This is a genomic window from Bartonella sp. A05 (genome assembly GCF_026930145.1).
Classification (GTDB): domain Bacteria; phylum Pseudomonadota; class Alphaproteobacteria; order Rhizobiales; family Rhizobiaceae; genus Bartonella.
Genome location: NZ_JANHOJ010000001.1, coordinates 458,096 through 481,094, shown reverse-complemented (window position 1 = coordinate 481,094; position 22,999 = coordinate 458,096). Strand labels below are relative to the sequence as shown.

22 protein-coding genes are annotated in these 22,999 nt (G+C 40.8%); 9 read left to right on the top strand and 13 right to left on the bottom strand.

Going from position 1 to position 22,999, the window contains the following annotated elements; all coding sequences use genetic code 11:
* Positions 1-53 precede the first annotated feature (53 nt).
* Together gap and tkt are read right to left on the bottom strand one after the other, a co-directional pair.
* Entirely contained in the window at positions 54-1,061 is a 1,008-nt protein-coding gene (gap, locus tag NPX98_RS01925) for a type I glyceraldehyde-3-phosphate dehydrogenase (RefSeq protein WP_269022299.1), read from the bottom strand.
* Positions 1,058-3,064: a transketolase gene (gene tkt / locus NPX98_RS01920; RefSeq protein WP_269022298.1), complete on the bottom strand. Its 2,007-nt coding sequence runs from the start codon at positions 3,062-3,064 to the stop codon at positions 1,058-1,060. The genes gap and tkt overlap by 4 nt, the downstream gene beginning before the upstream one ends.
* Before the next feature lie 324 nt (positions 3,065-3,388).
* On the opposite strand from tkt, the gene NPX98_RS01915 reads away from it, so the two are divergent.
* Entirely contained in the window at positions 3,389-3,664 is a 276-nt protein-coding gene (locus NPX98_RS01915; protein ID WP_269022297.1) for a DUF4164 domain-containing protein, read from the top strand.
* A gap of 12 nt (positions 3,665-3,676) precedes the next feature.
* Entirely contained in the window at positions 3,677-4,066 is a 390-nt protein-coding gene (locus tag NPX98_RS01910) for a cell division protein ZapA (RefSeq protein WP_269022295.1), read from the top strand.
* Between the two features lie 154 nt (positions 4,067-4,220).
* On the opposite strand, the gene pyk is transcribed toward NPX98_RS01910, so the two are convergent.
* Positions 4,221-5,657: a pyruvate kinase gene (gene pyk, locus NPX98_RS01905; RefSeq protein WP_269022293.1), complete on the bottom strand. Its 1,437-nt coding sequence runs from the start codon at positions 5,655-5,657 to the stop codon at positions 4,221-4,223.
* Entirely contained in the window at positions 5,654-6,181 is a 528-nt protein-coding gene (locus tag NPX98_RS01900) for a DUF1036 domain-containing protein (RefSeq protein ID WP_269022292.1), read from the bottom strand. The genes pyk and NPX98_RS01900 overlap by 4 nt, the downstream gene beginning before the upstream one ends.
* Before the next feature lie 269 nt (positions 6,182-6,450).
* On the opposite strand from NPX98_RS01900, the gene NPX98_RS01895 reads away from it, so the two are divergent.
* Positions 6,451-6,708, top strand: a complete 258-nt coding sequence (locus tag NPX98_RS01895) for a DUF2312 domain-containing protein (RefSeq protein WP_269022291.1) — start codon at positions 6,451-6,453, stop codon at positions 6,706-6,708.
* 64 nt (positions 6,709-6,772) lie between these two features.
* Here the strand turns inward: NPX98_RS01895 and NPX98_RS01890 are convergent, their stop codons facing one another.
* The 3 genes from NPX98_RS01890 to NPX98_RS01880 form a co-directional block, all read right to left on the bottom strand.
* Complete coding sequence (locus tag NPX98_RS01890; protein ID WP_269022290.1) at positions 6,773-8,596, bottom strand: ABC-F family ATP-binding cassette domain-containing protein; 1,824 nt, start codon at positions 8,594-8,596, stop codon at positions 6,773-6,775.
* Positions 8,596-9,057, bottom strand: coding sequence for a hypothetical protein (locus NPX98_RS01885; protein ID WP_269022289.1), 462 nt, complete (start codon positions 9,055-9,057; stop codon positions 8,596-8,598). Before NPX98_RS01885 ends, NPX98_RS01890 begins: the two co-directional genes overlap by 1 nt.
* A gap of 99 nt (positions 9,058-9,156) precedes the next feature.
* Positions 9,157-9,792, bottom strand: coding sequence for a thiamine diphosphokinase (locus tag NPX98_RS01880; RefSeq protein ID WP_269022288.1), 636 nt, complete (start codon positions 9,790-9,792; stop codon positions 9,157-9,159).
* Between the two features lie 159 nt (positions 9,793-9,951).
* Between NPX98_RS01880 and NPX98_RS01875 the strand changes: the two genes are divergently transcribed.
* Positions 9,952-11,484, top strand: coding sequence for a M48 family metalloprotease (locus tag NPX98_RS01875; RefSeq protein WP_269022287.1), 1,533 nt, complete (start codon positions 9,952-9,954; stop codon positions 11,482-11,484).
* Positions 11,485-11,557: 73 nt separating this feature from the next.
* On the opposite strand, the gene NPX98_RS01870 is transcribed toward NPX98_RS01875, so the two are convergent.
* Positions 11,558-12,469 (bottom strand): RNA polymerase factor sigma-32, encoded by a 912-nt coding sequence (locus tag NPX98_RS01870; RefSeq protein WP_269022285.1) that lies wholly within the window; start codon positions 12,467-12,469, stop codon positions 11,558-11,560.
* A gap of 557 nt (positions 12,470-13,026) precedes the next feature.
* Here NPX98_RS01870 and NPX98_RS01865 point away from each other — a divergent pair.
* The 3 genes from NPX98_RS01865 to NPX98_RS01855 all read left to right on the top strand — a co-directional run bounded on the left by NPX98_RS01865 (position 13,027) and on the right by NPX98_RS01855 (position 15,830).
* A complete protein-coding gene (locus NPX98_RS01865; RefSeq protein WP_269022284.1) occupies positions 13,027-14,562 on the top strand; it encodes a hypothetical protein in 1,536 nt (511 codons plus the stop codon).
* Between the two features lie 54 nt (positions 14,563-14,616).
* The gene (fdxA, locus tag NPX98_RS01860; RefSeq protein WP_269022283.1) at positions 14,617-14,955 is read left to right on the top strand and encodes a ferredoxin FdxA; all 339 of its coding nucleotides are present in this window, start codon (positions 14,617-14,619) and stop codon (positions 14,953-14,955) included.
* Positions 14,956-15,245: 290 nt separating this feature from the next.
* Positions 15,246-15,830 carry a CarD family transcriptional regulator gene (locus tag NPX98_RS01855; protein ID WP_269022282.1) on the top strand — a complete coding sequence of 195 codons (585 nt, stop codon included), beginning with the start codon at positions 15,246-15,248 and terminating at the stop codon, positions 15,828-15,830.
* A 1,453-nt stretch (positions 15,831-17,283) separates the two neighbouring features.
* Here NPX98_RS01855 and rpmF read toward each other — a convergent pair.
* Together rpmF and NPX98_RS01845 are read right to left on the bottom strand one after the other, a co-directional pair.
* The gene (gene rpmF, locus NPX98_RS01850) at positions 17,284-17,463 is read right to left on the bottom strand and encodes a 50S ribosomal protein L32 (RefSeq protein WP_269022281.1); all 180 of its coding nucleotides are present in this window, start codon (positions 17,461-17,463) and stop codon (positions 17,284-17,286) included.
* A gap of 164 nt (positions 17,464-17,627) precedes the next feature.
* A complete protein-coding gene (locus NPX98_RS01845; protein WP_269022280.1) occupies positions 17,628-18,269 on the bottom strand; it encodes a biosynthetic peptidoglycan transglycosylase in 642 nt (213 codons plus the stop codon).
* 188 nt (positions 18,270-18,457) lie between these two features.
* On the opposite strand from NPX98_RS01845, the gene NPX98_RS01840 reads away from it, so the two are divergent.
* The gene (locus NPX98_RS01840) at positions 18,458-19,360 is read left to right on the top strand and encodes a polyprenyl synthetase family protein (RefSeq protein WP_269022278.1); all 903 of its coding nucleotides are present in this window, start codon (positions 18,458-18,460) and stop codon (positions 19,358-19,360) included.
* Here NPX98_RS01840 and NPX98_RS06615 read toward each other — a convergent pair.
* The gene (locus NPX98_RS06615; RefSeq protein WP_442864443.1) at positions 19,344-19,523 is read right to left on the bottom strand and encodes a hypothetical protein; all 180 of its coding nucleotides are present in this window, start codon (positions 19,521-19,523) and stop codon (positions 19,344-19,346) included. The two genes, NPX98_RS01840 and NPX98_RS06615, sit on opposite strands and share 17 nt — an antisense overlap.
* Positions 19,524-19,596: 73 nt before the next feature.
* The gene (gene ispG, locus NPX98_RS01830; protein WP_269022277.1) at positions 19,597-20,850 is read right to left on the bottom strand and encodes a flavodoxin-dependent (E)-4-hydroxy-3-methylbut-2-enyl-diphosphate synthase; all 1,254 of its coding nucleotides are present in this window, start codon (positions 20,848-20,850) and stop codon (positions 19,597-19,599) included.
* 243 nt (positions 20,851-21,093) lie between these two features.
* Between ispG and NPX98_RS01825 the strand changes: the two genes are divergently transcribed.
* On the top strand, positions 21,094-21,378 hold the full coding sequence (locus NPX98_RS01825) for a DUF883 C-terminal domain-containing protein (RefSeq protein ID WP_269022276.1): 285 nt from the start codon (positions 21,094-21,096) through the stop codon (positions 21,376-21,378).
* 1,178 nt (positions 21,379-22,556) lie between these two features.
* Here NPX98_RS01825 and NPX98_RS01820 read toward each other — a convergent pair.
* Positions 22,557-22,973, bottom strand: a complete 417-nt coding sequence (locus NPX98_RS01820) for a F0F1 ATP synthase subunit epsilon (protein WP_269022275.1) — start codon at positions 22,971-22,973, stop codon at positions 22,557-22,559.
* Between the last annotated feature and the right edge of the window lie 26 nt (positions 22,974-22,999).

The following is a 22,999-nucleotide window of genomic DNA, read 5'->3' as shown; positions in this document are numbered from 1 at the left end:
TCTGCATAATAAAAAAGAGGACCTTCAGGCCCTCCTCATTTACAAGATCCTGGCTACAATGTCCCGGCAAGAGCTACAGCAGTATCACTCATGCGGTTTGAAAAACCCCATTCATTATCGTACCAAACAAGAACCCGACAAAGCGTACCATCGATCACTTTAGTTTGGTCATTATGAACAATTGCCGAATGTGGATTGTGATTAAAATCACTGCTTACAAGTTTTTCCTCTGTATAGTCTAAAATCCCCTTGAGATGCCCTTGAGCAGCCGAACAAATGGCAGCATTAATTTCAGCCACAGTTGTGGAACGCTTAGCAGTAAATGTAAAATCAACGACAGAAACATTGGGCGTCGGAACGCGAAGAGACACACCATCGAGCAAACCGTTTAATTCTGGCAGAACCAACCCCACAGCTTTAGCGGCACCTGTTGATGTAGGGATCATAGAAAGAGCAGCTGCACGCGCGCGATAAAGATCACGATGCATTGTATCTAAAACAGGTTGATCTCCTGTATAAGAATGAATGGTCGTCATAAAGCCTTTTTCAATCCCAACCGTATTATGAAGCACTTGCGCAACGGGCGCTAAACAATTTGTTGTGCAAGAAGCATTCGAAACAACACGATGCTCTTTATTTAAAGCCTGATGATTGACCCCATAGACCACCGTTAAATCAGCACCCTCAGCAGGCGCGGAAACAAGAACACGCTTTGCACCAGCTGCCAAATGCGCACTTGCTTTGTCACGAGCCGTAAAAAAGCCTGTGCATTCCAGTGCAACATCAATATCCAAATCCTTCCACGGCAATTGTGCAGGATCACGCTCCGCAATAACCTTAATTAAACCAGAACCGACATCAATTGCATCACCAGCAACCTGAACGGGTACAGGAAAACGCCCATGCACCGAATCATAGCGCAATAAATGAGCATTTGTTTCTACTGAACCTAAATCATTCAGTGCAACAACTTCAATATCTTTGCGTCCACTTTCAACAATAGCACGCAAGACATTGCGCCCAATACGCCCAAACCCATTAATTGCAACGCGCACAGTCATTTTTTACCTTTCTCATTGATCTTCTCAAGCTTTTCTTCAACGATCGCTACGACATTCTCAGACGTAATACCAAAATGTGCATAAAGTTCATCAATCGGCCCACTCGCGCCAAATCCGTCCATGCCAATGAATACACCATCACAGCCAATAAAGCGATCCCATCCTTGTTGAACTGCCGCTTCAACAGCAATTTTAATTGGTGCATCACCAATGAGTACACGCTGATACGAAGCAGACTGTTGAGCGAATAATTCAAAACAAGGCACGGATACCACACGCGTAGAAATACCCTTTGCTTCTAACACAGCATGCGCTTTTACAACAATTTGCACTTCTGAACCTGAAGCAAACAGCGTCACTTTCGCATCATCACTGGCCGTCAATAATTCATACGCGCCCAACATGCATAGATTCTCTTCTTCATAGTCTTGACGTAACAATGGTAAATTTTGCCGGCTCAAAGCCAAAGTGGAAGGTGTTCCGCGCGATTTTAAAGCCAATTGCCAACATTCAACTGTTTCTACAGCATCAGCAGGTCGGAAAACAAAATGATTTGGAAGTGCACGCAGTGTAGCCAAATGCTCTACCGGCTGATGAGTCGGACCATCCTCACCCAAACCAATTGAATCATGCGTCATGACATAAATAACCCGCAAGCCCATCAAAGAAGAGAGACGCATTGCGGGGCGCATATAGTCAGAAAAGCATAAAAACGTTCCACCATAGGGAATAAAACCGCCATACAACGCAAGACCATTCATCACTGCGCCCATAGCATGTTCGCGAATCCCATAATGCAGATAGCGGCCTGCAAAATCGTCCGCAGTGATGCTTTTCATTTGGCTGCTTTTTGTATTATTGGAACCTGTTAAATCGGCAGAACCGCCAATGGTTTCTACAACCACTTCATTAATAACATCGAGAGCCATTTCCGAAGCTTTACGCGTTGCAACAACGGGGCAATCTTTTGCCAATTGTTGTTTATACGCATCCAGTGCAGCATCGAAGCTCCCCACGAGATCACCACGCATTAACCGTTCAAACTCAACGCGCTCAGATACAGGCAAAGCAGCAAATTTTGTTTCCCATTCTTGCCGTTTTTTAGCAGCATTCAGACCTGCCAAGCGCCAACTATCGAGAATATCGGACGGGATCACAAAAGGTTCCGCTTCCCACCCCAAAGCTTTACGAGTTTCAGCAATTTCTTGTGCCCCCAAAGGTGAACCATGAACCTTACTGGTTCCACTTTTATTTGGCGCTCCAAAACCAATGGTTGTTTTACATGCGATCAGAGTTGGCTGGTCAGAAACCTTTGCAGTTTCGAGTGCGTGAGCCAAGGATTCTTGGCTGTGGCCATTGACTTTGATTGTATTCCAACCAGATGCCTTAAAGCGCGCTATTTGATCTGTACTATCGGTCAGCGAGATAGCTCCATCGATTGAAATATTGTTATCATCCCATAACACAATCAGCTTGCTGAGTTTTAAATGACCAGCAAGAGATATTGCTTCTTGGGAGATACCTTCCATTAAACATCCATCACCCACCAACGCATAGGTATAATGATTAATCAAATCACCAAAACGCGCATTCAGTAAACGCTCCCCCAGAGCCATACCTACGGCATTAGCCAACCCCTGCCCGAGCGGACCGGTGGTTGTTTCGACTCCCGCAGCATGCCCATATTCTGGATGACCAGCAACTTTGTAACCAAGCTGACGAAAATTGCGGAGATCCTCAAGAGAAATATCTTCATAACCGGAAAGATACATAAGGGCATAAAGCAACATAGACCCATGCCCTGCTGATAAGACAAAGCGATCACGGTTAGGCCAGTGAGGATTTTTCGGATCATGCGCTAAAAATCTTGTATAAAGAACAGTGGCAATATCAGCCGCCCCCATGGGTAAACCAGGATGACCAGAATTTGCTTTTTCAATCGCATCAATAGCAAGAAAACGGATAGCATTGGCCATCTGATTTTGTTGTTTGGTATTTGTCATGAATAATAAACCATTTGTGTTAAGTTGGTTATTTTGTTGATTATCCCTGAATTATATTGTTCACTTGAGAGACACTTTCATAGGGTTTGTATACAAGCTTGCTCGTACACTTTGTTGTAATTTTCTTGATTCTCTTTTCCTTTCCGAGCACCATCCAATGCTCATATCATTTATTCCAACAATATCAAAAAATCCAGCCTTTAATTTACATCGATCCCCCGCTTTGCTTGCTAAAAGATCTTACATATTTAAAAATATACTATATGCAAAAAAAACATTCGTGATTCGTTTTTGCATAAAAGATTGATAAAGGATACAACTGTTATGAAGCAAGGAACTGCTGTTTTATCACAAGATCTTGAACAACTGGAAAAAGCACTCAGAAACTTAGAAATCACCATTATAAAACACAATGCAGTCATTGATAAGAACAACGAATGGGAAGAGGAAATTCAGCGAATGAACGCTGATCGTAGCCGTCTAGCCCAAGAACTGGATAAGGCCGAAGCCCACGCAGAACGGCTAGAAGCTGTTAATAAAGAAATTTCCAAACGACTCATTAAAGCGATGGAAACGATTCGTATTGTGATTGATAGATAAAGGTTTAAACATATGGAAACCGTTTCCGTGACAATTGATGGCAAAGTTTATCGTATGGCGTGCGATGCAGGACAAGAGAGCCATCTTATGGAGCTTGCCGCTCAATTGGATCAATATATTGCGCATCTAAAAGAAAACTTCGGTGAAATTGGCGATCATCGTTTATCCGTAATGGCCGGCATCATGGTTATAGATGAAATGGAAGAAATAAAACGAGAAAACCAGCAATTACGAAAAAGCAATGCAGATCTTTTACGGCAAAATGATGAAATAAACCGCACCATGAGCAGAGTTGTACGCGAAACAACCCAACAAATTGAAAAGCTCACCCATCAACTGCTTCAAGGCGATCACAATAATATAACTCTACAAAAAGAAGACAACTCAGAAACACACGTATAATTCTTACAAGAACAATTAAGTGGTATTTGACTGTTCCACTCTGGCCAAGATGATTATTAAAGTATCTTGCGAACACACAAGAATCATGAAACCTTAAAATACCCTTAAGAGAAAATACATGATCTTGAAAAAAACTATACTTGCCACATTTCCGTTAAACACCTTTTGTCCCATCTTTAGAAACAGAAGCAATACGCAATAAATTTGTAGCCCCCGGTGTTCCAAGTGGAATTCCAGCTGTCACAATAAACCGATCATCCCCACGACAAAAACACTCCCGAAAAGCGATGGCAGCTGCATGATTAACCATATCATCCAAATCACGTGCATCTTCAGTCACCACGCAATGAAGCCCCCAAACCAAGGCTAATCGCCGTGCTGTAGCCACAATGGGTGATAAAGCAATAATTGGCCTGCTTGGACGCTCACGTGATATGCGCACACCCGTTGTACCCGAAGCAGTGTAAGCAACAATGGCTGCTAATTGAAGCGTTTCAGCAATCTGACGCACCGCAAGAGAAATCGCATCAGTTCCTGTCGGCTCTGGCATAGGACGCTGTGCATCAGCCATTGCGGCATAATTGCAATCCTTCTCAATCTGTCGAGCGATCCGATCCATCACAAGCACAGCCTCTTCAGGATACAGCCCAGATGCTGACTCTGCCGATAACATCAGTGCATCAGTTCCAGCATAAACCGCTGTAGCAACATCAGAAACTTCTGCCCGTGTCGGCACAAATGATGCAACCATTGACTCAAGCATTTGTGTAGCCACCACAACGGGTTTTCCGGCTAAACGGCACGCTTTTATAAGCTCTATCTGAAGGGTTGGCACTCTCTCCAGCGGTATTTCCACCCCAAGATCTCCCCGTGCAATCATAACGCCATCTGAAACATCAATAATCTCTTTTATATGCTCCAAGGCTTGAGGTTTTTCTATTTTAGCCATCAACGATACTTTGCCTCGTGTTCGTTTACGAACCGCCACAATATCTTCCGGACGTTGAATAAAAGAAAGCGCTATCCAATCAACCTGCTGTTCCAAAAGAGCTGCAAGATCAGCATCATCTTTTAAAGTCATGGGACCAAAGGGTAAAACCGTATCAGGGAAACTGACCCCTTTTCGATCAGAAATATGGGTTCCAGCAACCACACGACATTGAAGAGAATGACTGTCACACACTTCAGCACGCAATTCTAATTTTCCATCATTAATCAATAATCGATCACCTGGTTTTACAACTGCTAAAATTTCCTTATGTGGTAAAAAAACACGCTGTGAATCGCCAAGAACATCGCAATCGTCCAATGTGAAACGTTGTCCAACAATCAAATCTGCTTGCCCCTTCGCAAAGCATCCGATCCGCAGTTTCGGACCTTGCAGATCTGCAAGAATACCAATTGGTCTATTAACAACTTTTTCTACAGCCCGTATTCGTTCCACCAAATCACGCATTGTAGCATGATCGGTGTGGCTCATATTAATGCGAAAAACATCTGCTCCAGCTCTAAAAAGCTTTTCAATCATCGATAATGAAAAAGAAGAAGGGCCAAGAGTGGCAATGATTTTTACTTTACGCGTGCGCTTCATGGAGAAACCCCTGACAATGAAGGAGCGTTCAGAACCGCATCACTAAGCGAAGACATATCCGTCAGCTGTACCATCCAACTGGTTTGATTCCCTGTATCAATTTCTTGAAATCCAGCCCTTTGAAACCCTCTTGCAAAACAATCATGAACCCCTTTAATCGTAAATTGGCTATCTTTTACACACATAGTCACAGTGCCTGGCCAGCCACCTTTTTTCTGAGCATCTTCTGCATAAAAATAATAAAATCGCGATGTAAGAGGCTCCTCAAGGAGGGTTTTACACTCTGTAACGGGGATAACCCACCACCCCTCACTAACCCAGCCTGAAGGCGTACGGTAACCAAGAGCAACACCAACAGACTCTTGAGTCATATTACAAACACGAAAGTCAGCCCGTGCAAAACCAGCTGCAAAAAATAAAAGAAAAATACTGAGCAGAAAAACCCTAAACCTTCTCTGAAATGTTCCTTCCTGTTTTTTCATAACCATAAGCCCTATCTTACGACAAAAACCTAAAAAAAACATACATCCCTTTTTTATCTTTCCAAAAACACATTCAAGTACACACCTATTAGCATATAAGCATATGCCATTTAATATCATATTTTTTTCTGTCTCTTATTGTCATTTTATCAATGGATACACCTTGCTTTATACAAATTGTTTATACAAATTAGTTAAAATCAGCTTGTAAAAAAATGCACAATGCTTCACTTTTGCTCTTTTTCAGGCACGCAAACAGTGGCTTATTATCAAACAAGCCCAAAAAAAACATACGATTCGGAGAAAATACCATGAGCGATATAACAGAGCAAACACAAGCTATATCAGTCAACCAATTGCGTTCTTTTATCGAACGCATCGAACGATTAGAAGAAGAAAAAAAAACCATTTCTGAGGATATTAAAGACGTTTATACTGAGCTTAAAGGATCTGGTTTTGATAGCAAAGCTGTGCGTAGCATTATACGACTACGTAAAAAAGAAGATCATGAACGACTTGAAGAAGAAGCAATCATCCAACTTTACAAAAATGCACTCGGTATGAATTAACACGAGAATACACGTGATGTTAGCGAACAAGACAATAATATACTGAGTGAATATACTGCGTGAATTAACGAGAACGCTGTTCTTTCTCTATTTCTTCGCGCAAAAGCTCAAGTGCTAACCATTCTTCTTCTTTTTGCGCACATATTTTTTGCTTTTCTGCAAGCACTGTTGATAAACGACCAAAACGGTCTTTATCAAAGCCATAAAGCGTTGGGTCACATAATTCTTCTTCGATTTTTCTAATCTCGCCCTGCAACACAGTGATTTGCTCAGGCAATTTTTCCAGCGCATAAACCTGCTTATAAGATAATTTGCGCGTCATTGTTTGAGGGCGCAAAGATGTTGGTTTTGTATCGTTACGTGCCGTAGACTTTGGCAGTTCTTTACGCTGTGGAAGTTCAATGTTCTTTCTTTGCGCCATCATATCACTATAACCGCCAGCGTACAGAACCCATTTTCCATCACCTTGGGGCACCAGCATATGGGTGACTGTCCTATCTAAAAAATCCCTGTCGTGGCTGACCAACAGCACTGTTCCTGCAAAATCAGCAATAAATTCTTGCAGTAAATCCAATGTTTCTATATCCAGATCATTGGTTGGCTCATCTAAAATCAAAAAGTTTGCAGGTCGAGATAAAAGCCGTGCTAACATTAAACGGGCTTTTTCGCCGCCAGATAATTTCTTAAGAGGCGTACGGGCTTGTTCTGGCAAAAACAAAAAATCCTTCATATAAGAAACAACATGCCGTTCTTGCCCATTGATAAGCAAAGTCTCACCCCGCCCACTTGTTAAATAACACGCTACGGTTTCTTCTTCATTTAAAATGCGTTGCTGATCGAGAAATGCCATGGCTAAATTATGCCCATGCTTAATCACTCCATGGTCTGCCAACTCCTGACCAATCAAGACTGAGAGCAATGTTGTTTTCCCGACACCATTGGGACCAATAAGACCGATCCTATCTCCACGTTGAATACGCAAGGAAAAATCTTTAATAATGACACGATCACCATAACACTTTGAAACCTTTTTGGCTTCAAGAACCAACTGACCAGAATTGTGACTTTTAGAGGCTACTAAAAGCGCTTTTCCCTGTGGTCCTGCATAGGTTTTATGCTGCTTCCGCAGTTCTTTTAATGCATCTAAACGCCGCACATTACGTTTACGTCGCGCTGTTACTCCATAACGCAACCAGTCCTCTTCACGCTTAATCTGACGACCCAATTTATGCTGATCGAGCGCTTCTTCTTCGAGCACCTTATCGCGCCAACGTTCAAACTCAGAGAAACGCTTTTCAAGTCTTTTGGTAACCCCACGATCCAGCCATACCGTTGACTGTGTCACTGTTTCTAAAAAACGTCTATCGTGCGAAATTACTACAATTGCTGAACGCAGAGAACACAAAATGCCTTCAAGCCACTCAATATTTGGTAAATCAAGATGATTGGTTGGTTCATCCAATAAAAGAACATCTGGCTGCGCTGCAATCGCCCGCAACAATGAGGCACGCCGCCTTTCTCCACCAGAAAGCGTTGACAGCTTTTCATTGCCTGAAAAGCCAAGAGTTCTAAAGAGTGTTTTGACCCATTGGATATCATGCGTAGCATTTAAGCTAGATTCTACATACGCATTCATATCATCAAATTCTAAACAATCCGGATTTTGAGATACATAATGCACAGTCGTCCGAGGGTGACGAAAGATTTCGCCTCCACTCGGCTCTAATATTCCCGCTGCAATTTTTAACAGCGTTGATTTTCCACATCCATTACGGCCAACAAGCGCGATACGCTCACCTTGCCCAACACATAAGCATGCCTCGTTGAGCAAAGCTGTTGCCCCAAAAGTTAAGACAATACGATCAAGCCGCAGAAGTGGAACTGTCATCAGCGTGGGTGGCTATGACAAGGTGCCTGAAAAAGCTTACCTGTTCCATCAGTAAAGGTGCATAACTTGTGTGGTGAAACCGGTTGAGGACAAGGTGCTTGATACAATCTACCTCTTCTATCCTGGTAGGTACATAATGCTGGTTGCTGCACAACCGTATGAGGGGGCAGCGTTTGCTGAACCATCATGGAAGAAGGAGCTTGCTGCATAACTATAGGAGCATGCTCTTGAGCTTTTCTTTGCGCTGCAGCAACACCTGTTACTGTACCTGCAATAGCACCAACTGCTGCCCCTCTTCTTGCACCTTCAGCAGTTCCTCCGGTAGCCACTGTTCCTGCTACAGCACCCAGCGCCGCACCACCAACACCATAGTCTGCAACGGTCTGTTCACTAGCAGTACAAGCCACTAAACTCAGACCAACAACTGAAATAGCAGTCATTGTAAAAATTGATTTTAACATACTCAGTCCCTCTTTTTTAAAGTCAAAATAAAGGCGCATCAACTGCACCATCATTTACATTTTTACTCTTCCTCCTAATTTTTATAGACCAGAAGAGATCTATAGAATAGGTATAGATGCTAATAACATAGCTTTTCCAGAATATAAATCACAGTAAAAGGTTCCACAAGCGCGGTTAGAAAGCGTTAAAGAAGATCCAAAAGGCACATTTTTCCGTGATAATGGCCATTTTACACCTGACATTGTTAACCCGTGCAAATCAGAAAACCCAATAATGCTAAAAAGACAATCATCAGGCAAATTACAGGAGAAAGACCCTGGAACAATTGGCCAACCTTCTTCGCCTCCACTGGTCAAGAAAACGGAAATGCCTTTTTCTGCCATTGCAATGGCTTGCGTCATATGAGAAAGGCTATGATCGCACCTTTCGCCTCCAAAAGCACCACATAAAATAAGCTTTTTAGCGCCTTGCTGCAAAGCTTTTTCACATGCCAATGCGCTATCAGTTGCATCTTTATCAGAAGGGAAACACGCACGGGGGACATCACTGTATTTTTGCTGTAAATTCTGATCAGAAGAATCAAAATCTCCTAACCAAAGCTCAGGAATCACACCCAATGCTGCAGCATGGCGCATCCCACCATCGGCTGCAATCACGCGGCTTTTACGAATTTGAGAACGTAAACGATCAGTAACGCAAACATCTCCATTTAACAATATTGTAAATGTTGCCATGATATACTAGGCTTTCCATGAAAATTATTTACACCAATCTTATTAAACTATTAATCATGAAAAAACTAAAATATCCCTTACGATAAAAACCCTTCGATATAAAAAGATCAAAAGATATAAACCGCGTTTTATAGGAATAACACTCAGCAGAGGCGTACAATGATTCGAGGCATTAGATTTGTTCAATTAATATTTTCTTTTCGCTCTCAATTCTTTCTCCACAGTCAAATTTGTATAGCAACTCTCGCAAGCCTGATGCCTTTCCTTTCTGCCTGTCACATCAATCTCACATCGAGCCAGACACCTTTTCCTTTCAGCTCATCTGCAACCACCACACATATGAGTGACAATGATGCCTATGCCCTATTGGGTGCCAAACAACATCCGCGCATCTTAGACATATATGGCGGCGCGTATAATGATCCAAGACTTGAACACATGTTAACAAAAATTGTGGACAAATTAACCGCTGCAGCACAAGATCCCAGCCAAGTCTATTATGTAACCATCTTAGACTCGGCACATGTCAACGCCTTCACCTTGCCAGGGGGATATATCTATGTCACTCGTGGCATGCTGGCATTGGCGAATGACACCTCAGAAGTCGCAGCAGTTTTAGCCCATGAAATAGCGCACCTTACAGCCAATCATGGTATTTTGCGTCTACAACAAAAAGTCGCATTACAGCAGGCAAATCATATGCCCAACGACCTTTTGTATCCTTCCACATCCGAATCCCAACACATTCTTGAGACCAAACGAAAAATGGCGCAGTTTTCACGCAATCAGGAACTGCAAGCTGACTCTATTGCAATCGAAATGCTCCACAAAGCCGGATATAATCCGTTTGCTTCCCCACGCTTCCTACAATCAATGGAAAATTATAGAGCTTTTCACAATATCTCAGGAACCCAAAATACTTCGTTAGATTTTCTAGCAACACACCCGACAACCCCGCAGCGGATTCATCTTGCTATAGAAAAAGCCCGTAAAATCAGCCAATCTTACATTGGAAAGACTGATCACGATCGTTTTTTAAATCGCGATCGTTTTTTAAAAAGCATTGATGGTATGATTTTTGGTGGAAGTTTTCGTGACGGTTATGTAAGAGGAAACCAATTTATCCATCCACAATTGCGTGTCGCTTTTTCTATTCCTAATAATTTTACCATAGAGAATTCACCCCATGCTGTTCTAGCCAGCGGCCCAGACAAAACCGCACTTCGTTTTGATGCAGTGCCACTGCCTGCCAACATGTCTGCAAGCGATTATTTAAAAAGCGGATGGATTGCAGGACTAGATGAATCCTCTGTTCGCCCGATCCTCATTCAAGGCTTATCCGCAGCTCATGCCCGTGCGACCAACGAACATTGGCAATTTGATGTAATGGTCATTCCCATCGAAAACCGTGTCTTTCGCTTTATCACTGCCGCTCCTCATCATTCCAGAAATTTTGATACTGTTGCTAAAAGCACAACGCAAAGTTTTCATTTGCTTTCATCGCCGGAATTAAACAAACTTAAACCCTTGAGAATCCGTGTCGTGCGCGTTAAACAAGGAGAAACCCCTGCAAGCCTTGCAAACAAAATGCAGGATATACCGAATAAAGAAAAACTATTTCGTATTCTTAATGCGCTCTCCCCTGCTCAAACTTTACAAGCAGGAACACACGTCAAAATTATTGCTGAATAAGCGCTACATTTTTAATCATCAGCTTCTGATACAACTCCACATAAACCATTATATGGTTTTTACGGATAAAGACTTATACCTCATAAGCATCTGCTGAATTAGCAGTCAGCAAAGCAGCACGTAATTTTTGTAAAGCGCGCGCTTCAATTTGGCGCACTCGCTCTTTTGAGATTCCTAACTTTTCACCCAAAACCTCTAAAGTAGCCCCTTCTTCATTTAATCGGCGAAAACGGATAATTTCAAGTTCCCGCTCATTAAGAATTTGTAAAGCATCGTAAAGCCATTGTGTCCGCCGTTGACCATCAATCACTTGCTCAATTAAAGCATCAGGCAGAGGATTTTCATCCACTAAAGCATCCATTTTGGCAATTGTATTTTCACCACTCTCAGAAACAGAAACACTCAATGAATTATCAGAACCCGAAAAGCGGAAATCCATCTTTTCAACATCGTTAACTGAAACACCAAGCTTTTCAGCAATCGTGCGAAAGACATCTTGCTTTGTCAAGGCGCTATCATCTTGCACCAATTTAGCCCGTAAGCGCCGAAGATTAAAGAAAAGCGCTTTTTGCGAAGAACTGGTTCCACCTCGAACGATTGACCAATTCCGTAAAATATAATCTTGTATAGAAGCACGTATCCACCACGTTGCATAGGTTGAAAAACGCACTTCACGATCAGGCTCGAAACGCGCAGCTGCCTCCAATAGCCCCACATATCCTTCTTGCACTAAATCCCCTAACGGCATTTTAAAACGTTTAAAACGGTTCGCAATTGAAATAACCAAACGCATATGAGCCGCTGCAATTTGATGCATAGCATCATCATCGCGTTTATCTTTCCACCGCAGAGCTAAATCATGCTCCTTTTGTCGTTCAAGATAAGGCGCCTGCATCGCAGAACGCATCATATTCCTTCCCAAGCTTTTATCAGCATCGCTATAATTTTTACTGCTTTTATAAACAGCACTTGAAAGAGTACCCATACACAACCTCTTGCGATTAAAATTTTAAAGTTGACTTGACAACCACATCACCATTCTTCTGCAAAAAAGAACGTAAAAATTGTACTTTAAAGAATCACTACTTTAACGTGTATTTTTATAATCGCAATTGTTTTTTTTGTGATAACCTTAAAACTTCTTGTCTTAAGGAGCGAACTGGCTTGATAAACCGCTAATAGAAAGATGATTTTACTCCAAGGAACAGTTGAAAATGCTACATTCTCACGTCTTGACGACGTTAAGCAGAAAAAATAAAATCAAAAGCAGAATGAATTTTGTTTTGTGCGCCGCCAGCTAACTTTTTATATTCAAGGCTTTCTGATACAATCATAGATTGCATATACAAATACGCAGATACGTTCAGAGTTCATGCTAAATGATGCAAAAAAGAAACGCTCAAAATCAAAATGCTCTCAAGGGCTATTAAAGAGCATCAGGATGATTGAAGAAAGTGCAACAAACATGCTAAAGAAACAATGTGGATACGGTATTGTCAAAAGTAATCTTTTACCCATAAGGCGCTAAGAAAGAAAACGATCATGGATAGTGAAATTATTCAACAGGATGATATTCTTATTGAAAAACATGGAAATGGTAGATTTGAAGGATTTCGTTTTTACACAAATAAGAACATAACCGGTCAAGAAACGGATACACAGAGTTTAACGGATAACGACAATTTGGTAAGCGCCTTTGCCAAACGTGCAGCGCGTTTTTGCGCTGCTGCTAATGGAGATTTTACACTCAGTTCTGACGGCCTTGTACGCTGGATTGGCCAACCAGTGGGGCAACTTGTTCCAACGGAAGACATTTTAAAACCCAAACCCATTCTTTTCGCAGATGCCCAATTAACTGGAGAAGCCCGTGATAAGGTCATGGCACGGTTAGAGCGTTTTGTCATTTTTCATTTTGAAACAGCTTTAAAACCGCTATTTGATTTGTGTAATGCCGATACTTTAACAGATACAACACGTAGTCTCGCTTTACAGCTTGTAAACTCTTTGGGTGTTTTGCCACGTCGAAAAGTGGCTGAAACAGTTAAAAACCTTGACCAAGAATCCCGAGCAGTGCTCCGGCGTTTAGGTGTGCGCTTTGGAGCTTTTCATATCTACGTTATTGCGATGCTTAAACCAATTCCAGCACAAGCAATTACACTCCTCTGGAGACTTCAAAATGAGAATAGTAACCAAAGCGGTTTGAATGAAATATTGGCAGCTCTAGTTGCTGGGCGTACCTCATTGGTTGTTGATCCAACATATAATCAAAAATTTTATCAGTTAGCAGGTTATCAAGTCCTAGGACGGCGTGCTGTGCGCATTGATATTTTAGAACGTCTTGCCAACCTCATCCGCCCTGCACTGAATTGGAAACCTGAAATGCAACCTAAACCTGATGGCGCTTACGATGGCAAGAGTTTTTTTGTCACGCCAACGATGATGTCTATCCTTGGTGCCAATGGAACTGATATGGAAGAAATTCTCAAAGGGCTTGGCTATCAATCTCAGCCCATTAGTAGCGCTGGACTTGAAAATGCTAGACTTGAACAGACCCTCACACAAGAGAAATCCTCCAACTCTGAGAACATGACAGAACAAAACTATCCTGAAGCAGAATGTATCGGAGATCAATGGCAAGCAATGCAAGGATCAGAAGTGGTACAAAAAAAACATATGGTTTCAACCGCTTCTTTTGAAGAAAACTCTTGTGCAGAAAATTGTTTACCGGCCGCAGAACCCGTTGGCGATTTTTCCGTACAAAAGCCTATCGCAACAACAAAAGAGAAAATTGTTTTATTGTGGCGTTATAATCACCAACACCATCACAGCTCTCATAGAGCCCGCGGTGAATCCAGACAAATGTCGCAAAATAAACATAGAAAAACATTCAAAAAAGAGTTTAACACACGTGATGAGGCTGCTTTCAAAGAACCATCACATGTCAAACGTTCCCATAAAGGCAATAAAACATATATCAATCGCCCAAATACCCTCTCCTCTCAAACACGAAAACGTCTTGATCCCGATTCGCCTTTTGCAAAATTGGCAGCACTCCGCGACCAACTTAAAAATGGATAAGGGCATACGCTGTATTCCTTCCAAAGGTCATAAAAAGAAAAATGGAGTTCAATCTTGGCCTATGTTGTAACCGACAATTGCATTCACTGCAAATATACCGATTGTGTTGCAGTCTGCCCTGTGGATTGTTTTTATGAAGGTGAAAATATGCTCGTCATTCACCCTGATGAATGTATCGATTGTGGTGTATGCGAGCCAGAATGTCCAGCTGAAGCTATTAAGCCTGATACGGAACCAGGACTGGAAGAATGGCTGGAATTGAATCTGAAATACGCGACAAAATGGCCTAATTTAACAACCCCAAAAGACCCTCTTCCACAAGCTAAAGAAATGGATGGTATTCCTAATAAACTAGAAAAGTATTTTTCAGAAAATCCCGGAAGTGATGAGTAATAACGCAATATGCCTCTTAAAAAGCTCAGCTCATATTATGTAGAAATAAAAAATTTCAAGCAGAATGATTGTTTTTTTTGATTTTTTATGTTAACGATTTGCTAGCACAATCGTTCTTTTAAGTATTTTGCCCTTGTTCTTCATTGCGAAAAAGGGTGTTTTTTACTGAATATAAGAGTATGCAGCTTTTATGCTTGATAAATTGATGCAATGTGCTTGGTTGAAGGAAGGTTCTACTTTCAGCCTCTTTTTTGGTATGACTATTGGTCACAAAGGGAGTAAATTAAGATATGGCGTCCCAGCACAACATCCCTTCCGGCGCTAAGGGATTCTCAACCTCTGAATATATCGTCTATCCTACCCATGGGGTAGGACAAATTGTAGCAATCGAAGACCAGGAAGTTGCGGGGCATAAATTAAAACTTTTTGTGATCCATTTTGCTAAAGACAAAATGAATGTAAAAGTACCAATTGCAAAAGCTCTTTCTATCGGAATGCGCAAATTGTCTGCTGTTGATTCTGTTGAGCGTGCATTTAAAATCCTACAAGGAAAAGCACGGATTAAGCGTACAATGTGGTCACGTCGTGCTCAAGAATATGATGCTAAAATTAATTCTGGGGATCTTATCTGTATTGCTGAAGTCGTACGAGATCTCTTTCGCCCAAATGTTCAACCTGAACAATCATACTCTGAACGTCAGCTCTATACTGCTGCGCTTGAGCGGATGGCACGTGAAATTGCTGTCATCAAAAGTTTTTCTGAAACGGAAGCTATTAATTTAATAGAGATGCATCTCATGAACAAGCCAAGGCGCGAATTTAAAACGGATGTAGATGAAACAGATGAAGAAAATAACGCAGTCTATGCTGCATAAGCAATGAGATTTGCATGATTAACAGCATAAAATTAAACGCAAAGATGGTTTTATGCTGCCATAAGTGGATTGCTATATCTTCTTTAATAATTCTGTATCTTCTTTGACAAATTGTTCCATTAAGGTCAGTATTTTATGAACGAGTGAATGCAATCGAGTAGTTTGCTTGTATTGCATTTATTTCTAACCCCTTTTTTAAGTCAATTTTTGCTTTTCCGGATCAGATTTACCTTAAAATCCTACCTCTAAGAGTGATTAGAATTTTCAAACGGTTGTAATAGTTTCCAAAGAAACCAAAACACATAATAGTCTAAAGTTGTAAATTCTATTAAAACTTATAGAAACCACAAAATTGACAACAGAAACAGTTTTCAATAAGCTCTCTCTTTAAACAAACTCATTTATAACAAAAAGCTGCACTAACAATATCATAAATTTCTTTCAACAGATCATTTCAGCTCACTAAACTCTTAAATCTCAAAAATTGCAGAGAGAAAATGCCATAGATGATGAGAATATCTATTGCCTTTGCATAAAATTCATAACATTAAGGTTATTTATCAACACGAATAAGAGAATAAAATCACTCGACCCCTGTTCAAAAGGAAAGCAGGGAAGCGCAGAATTGCATAATTTTTCTGTTTTATTCATAGGACAGTGAAACCGTTTTTATTTCGCTAAAATATGAAGCTCAGAAAAATAAACTTGATCCGACACGTGCCATTTCTCTTTTATTTCACTTGGCGCTTTTCAAAAAATATTGCATGTCATATCTTACCATGCATATCTTGCCATGAGGAAAGAGAGCATTCTGCTTTATATTTCGACCATTCCCATTTTGAAGAGAATTCTACTCTTCATGAGTCGCAATAAATCCCTGCATTTTTTCAAAGATATACTTTTACAAGCGCATAATCCTGTTTCTGCCTGTGCGCTCTCATAAGCATACAGAAAATTATAACCTCTCAGAACCATTCTCGATCGTATAAGAAAAAAGACAGCTCCATCAATGTATTGTGACCTATCATTGACCGATGCCAAGTGGCAATCTATTGTCTAAATTTTATTGATTTATCGTGCAAGTGTACCGATTGTCTGCCAGAGCTGAATGATTATTTTTAAAAATAGGGCTAACCAAGAAAACTGTAAAATAGGCCAACATTAACGATTCATACTATTTATGCCTTTAATTCTTGACACAGATAGCACGAAGAAACGCCTTTTAAAAAGAGCAAAGATACCTTACGCAGATCTGCAGAGATCTGCAACCACACAAGCCTTTGTTGTAAAGAATAATAAAGTGCACAAAAAATCTCCGCATGATTAGATAACCATGCGCAGAAATGATAAATATCTCATGAGAATAATGAGAAAAAGCTTTCTTCCCACACCATCCGTCAAATGAATCTTATCGTTCGAAAATGAATTTTACCACGGATGCCGGATAAAAACCTTAATCCTTAGCAGGTAGAACCGAACGTCCGCGATACATACCCATCTTCAAATCAATATGATGAGGACGCCGCAATTCACCGGAATTTTTATCTTCAATATAAGTCGGTGCTTTAAGGGCATCAGCCGAACGGCGCATACCCCGTTTTGACGGAGAGGTTTTTCGTTTAGGTACAGCCATAGAGGGATACTCCAAATCCACAAAAACAAAATAGACAGTGTCAATAATGACAGTTTCTGTCGATCACATAACAAAATTTGATTTTTCTATACACTGATTAAAGTCTTTTGACTAGACGTTCATTCAATTTTTTGTTTGACTTTATAAAGTGTGTCCTAACACACTCAACGAATACAGTGTGTATACGCGCTTGAAATAGAAATTCGTTTCTGAATAAGCTGGATTAGAGCTAAAAAATGATCTGTAGGTTGATGCGGGTTTCGCAAATAAGGATTTGGCAAGCTCGCCACAAGAGCTGCCGCCTGTTGAATCGTTAGATTCCGTGCAGATTTATTAAAATAATAAAAAGATGCAGCTTCTATCCCGTAAATTCTGGGACCCCATTCTGCAATATTCAAGTAAATTTCCATAATGCGTTTTTTTGATAAAACGGAATCAGCAATGATAGAATAAGGAATTTCAAAAATCTTACGCACATAAGATCGATTGGACCAAAGAAATAAATTTTTGACCATTTGCATTGTGACTGTTGATCCACCTCGCAAACGTTCTACATCATCTTGTAAGATCTCCAAAAACACATCCCAATCAACCCCAGAATGACGGCAAAACTTCCCATCTTCAGACATAACAACCCCTGCTGGCACTGAGAATGCAACATCCGATAGCGCAATCCATTCACGCTTATAACCCTCCATCCTCATGACATCACGCACCATCAAAGTCGAGATGGGATGCACAAAATCAAGACGATAAATCCATAAAAAAACAACTGGTAGAAAAAATAACAACGCCAAAAGCCACACAACGTAACAGCGCCACCTTTTCCAATTGTACCACCCCCTCCGCTTCTTTTTCCTCTTTGCTCTCCACATCTAGCCATTGTCCCGATTTTGCCTAATAGAATGCACGATCACCAAAATAACCATTCCATTCTTTATTTTCCTATCATAAAAAGAACTCCCCTATTTTGCAAAGCATAAAGGAAGTAACAATGCATGAATTCACGACCCTTCTTGCACAACATGCTCATGATGTTGAAAAACGACTCGATATGCTTTTAAATCATAGTGTTCAAGAGGGTGAAATTGCTCGACCTGAAATCTTAATCAAAGCCATGCGTCACGGTGTGCTCAATGGTGGAAAACGCTTACGCCCTTTTCTGGTTATCCAAAGTGCCGCACTTTTTGATGTTCCTCCTGAACAGTCCCTTGATGTCGGAGTAGCGTTAGAATGTCTCCATTGTTATTCACTGATTCATGATGATCTTCCTGCTATGGATAACGATACGCTACGACGCGGACAACCCACTGTTCACACAGCATTTGATGAAGCCACAGCAATTTTGGCAGGAAATGCCCTTCTAACATTCGCTTTTGAAATTATCGCACATAAAGCAGATACCCTCACGCCCGAAACAAGAATTAACCTTATCACAGCTCTATCACAAGCAGCAGGACTTGGCGGTATGGTCGGTGGCCAAATGCTCGACATTGAAGCCGAAAATAAGCCTCAAAATGAGAACACCATCATCACTCTGCAGCGCATGAAAACAGCAGCACTTATAAGCTTTGCCTGCCAAGCAGGCGCCATAATTGGGAATGCTTCTCAAGCACAAATCGAACAACTTGCCACATTTGGAGCACACATTGGTCTTGCTTTTCAATTAGCTGATGATATTCTTGATGTAACCGCCAGCACCCAAATTCTTGGAAAAACTGCTGGTAAAGATCGAACAGCGAATAAAGCTACTCTTATCAATCTTTATGGCATTCAAAAAGCACAAAAAAAACGAGACGACCTCATTGTCGAAGCAGAAGAACTTCTTTACCCTTTTGGCACCAAAGCTCAACCACTCAAACAAGCAGCACGGTTTATTATCACGCGCAAAAATTAAAGTCATTATTTCCTTCTGTACCACGATCTATACGACGATCAGAGCACACGAGAGCAAAGCGTAATTTCGACATATTTTGTTCTCCTGCCCCATCGATAATACCGCCCTGTACAGCACCTTTAAAACCTTCAACACCAAGATATTTATCGCGCCAAATCGGCAATTCTTACATAAATCTGCTTCGATCTTTTACGCAAATTATTGAAAAATCGTTGAGATCGTCAAGCAGAGCAAAATTATAGCTTTGTTTCAGCCTGCCCAAAGCGTGTGTGAATATAGTCACTCAGTATAAGTTCAAACTCTTCAGCAATATGAGGACCACGCAATGTTTTCACTTTTTTGCCCTCAATAAAGACTGGTGCTGCTGGACTTTCACCCGTTCCAGGAAGTGAAATTCCAATGTCGGCATGTTTTGATTCCCCCGGACCATTGACAATACATCCCATGACAGCAACCTTTAAACCTTCAACGCCAGGATATTTATCACGCCAAACCGGCATATTCTTACATAAATCTGCTTCGATCTTTTGCGCTAATTGTTGAAAAACTGTTGATGTCGTACGACCACAGCCAGGACAAGCAGCAACTACGGGTAAAAACTGTCGAAACCCCATAACTTGCAAAAGTTCTTGAGCAACTCTTACTTCCCGTGTTCGATCACCACCCGGCTCAGGCGTCAAAGAAATACGAATTGTATCGCCAATTCCCTGCTGTAGCAAAATTCCCAAAGCTACCGAAGAAGCGACAACACCCTTTGTCCCCATACCCGCTTCGGTTAAACCCAAATGAAGCGCATAATTGCATCGCTCTGCCAATGTGCTATAAACAGCAATAAGATCCTGTACATCACTCACCTTAGCCGAAAGAATTATTTTATCACGCCTCAACCCTACTTCCTCAGCTAACAATGCCGATTGAAGCCCAGACTGAACCACAGCCTCACGCATCACCTCAACCACAGATAAAGGTTTTTCCTGTTTGGCATTCTCATCCATGAGCCGTGTTAATAACACATTATCAAGTGATCCCCAATTCACTCCAATCCGTATTGGTTTATCGTAATGGCAAGCAATCCGAATGATTTCCGTAAATTGCTGATCCTTTTTTGCACCAAAACCAACATTTCCAGGATTAATCCGATATTTCGACAACGCTTCAGCACATGCAGGATGCTCCGCCAGAAGTTTATGACCAATATAATGAAAATCCCCCACTAAAGGCACAAAAATCCCCAACCGTTCCAATCGCTCTCGTATCTTAGGCACAGCCGCAGCCGCTTCATCACGATCAACGGTTATCCGTACCAATTGCGATCCTGCCTGCCAAAGAGCAGCAACTTGTGCAACCGTTGCATCCACATCAGCAGTGTCCGTATTGGTCATAGACTGAACCACTACTGGGCTATCACCACCAACAATCACATCACCGACTGCAACAGCAACAGACCGGCGTCTCTCTAAGGGCTTAGATAAATAATATGCTGTGCTCATTCGTTCCTCAAATCGTCAAAACCTGCACGCCCTATCATCATTATGGCAGCACTTAATCATAGCACAATGCGAAAAAATGAATAAATCAGAACATTATACCATTTGGCACATACTCTTGACGACTAATTGTTCTCCGTAAGAAGAAAAGTCTATGCAACCTTTTCATTTCCAAGCCGTTATGGCAGATCTCAAACACCATTCCGCCTATTCTGAGATACGATTAAATATGAAGGAGTTAAACCTATGTGCATATTTTCCACCCTTTCCAAAGATGCTAAAATAAAAAAACGCATTGCACAATTAAAAAATGAACTCTCAGCAATCAACCATTGGCGTTCTAATGACAAAAACTTGAACAACGTTTCTAATATGCTTAACGCCTGGCAAAAGAAAGGGCGTCATGCTCTTGATCACGTTAACGAACACACTGAAGAATTGAAAAAAAAGGTAAAAGAAAACCCTAAAACAACCATTGCATTGGCCGCAGGAATAGCTCTCGTTGGTTTGTTACTGATACGTAAACATTAAATACACAGATTACTAAAACCCATCAATGCCCACTTTTTAGTGGGCATTTTTCTATGATTTTTTAAAAATCTCATAGTGCACAAGAATCATTTAGAACCAAAGAAAAGTAATGATAAACCAGATGAAATCCTCTATAGTGAATGCCCACTTGCTGTAAGCAAATGGAATAAAAATTAAACTCAAAATAAGCAATGTTTTAACCTCCAGCAACGTGCAATGAAGTGTACACACATAACCACCAATATACCAATAAGCCTCTTCAATATCTTCTACCCTGGATCTAAAGCAATATAAACTGAAATAGTCTGCACCATTTTGATACAACTACCAATGACAATGCCCGCTTTTAATATTGAAAACCCAGACCTCTCGCAGTAGAAAACTGCATCATATGACATGTTAATTTTAATCACTAAACCCATTAACAGAAAAACAACAGAGTGTCCAATACACATATGAGAACGTGATGTTTCTTTTATAATTTTAAAAAATGAATTATTATCAGAAAAAACAAATACAAATTATGAGATAGTTAGAATATATTGTTTACTTGCGCGCCACCTCATATACAACATGCCCAGTACAACCCAGTATAACAATGCATATAATACAAAAAGTGTGATTCAAACTAAAATCAGCAAAATCATATCGCTGATACAAAAACATCTGCCCTATAAAAATACCAGAAGAGACCATTGGTGCTAAGGCAGCAATCAGCTATATGTCAAACAAACGAAAAACCAAGTGACAGGAGCAAGTTTTCAACAAATCCAAAAAATCTGTAACAAATCATTATTGCATAATATAGATAAAAATAGAAATCGATTACTTAGAACAAGCACATAATCCAAACTAATAATAGATTTACTTAATATGATCGTAAAACATATTTTGGAACTAACAAGACAGTACTCAACCCTACAACATCAGTCAATGTCATGTAAAAATTACAAATATATTGAATAATGTTGAGCTAATAAATACTGCACACCATTAAGCAATAGGCTTGCTATACAACAAACAAGGCAAGAATATAATAAACAACACACTCTAACAAAAACCCTGCATAAACAGCACTAAAATAGGAGACATCCCCTAAATATCTTCAGACCAATACGGCCAATCTGCTTTCGCAACGCATACTCTGCTGTTTATATCGTCTTTTTCTGCGTACTGCATTATGCTTCCGTAGACACACCACCAATCGTCGTAAGCTGGTAGAAAAAATCTTTTACCGTATGATCTGTCTTATTACTGGAGCCTGTTTCTAACATTTCCCGCACTTGCGAAATCCGCCGTTCTAAATCCTCAAAGGAAAGATGATCAATAGCAACAACAGTTTCAGCTAAAAGAGAGCAACCCGAAGACGTAATGTCAACCACACCTCCCAAAATAGCAAATAATTTTTCACCCGAAGAAGTAAAAACCCGAATACTGCCCGGCACAATGCTCGCCATTAAAGGCGCATGATGAGCCATAATCGTTAAATAGCCTGAGGCTGAAGGAAGAACGACTGACGTAACCTCCTCTGAAAAAACAAGTTTTTCAGGCGACACAAGCTCAAATAAAAAACGCTCTGCTCTATTATTTTCCACAGATCCCTCTTGTCATTCTACGACAA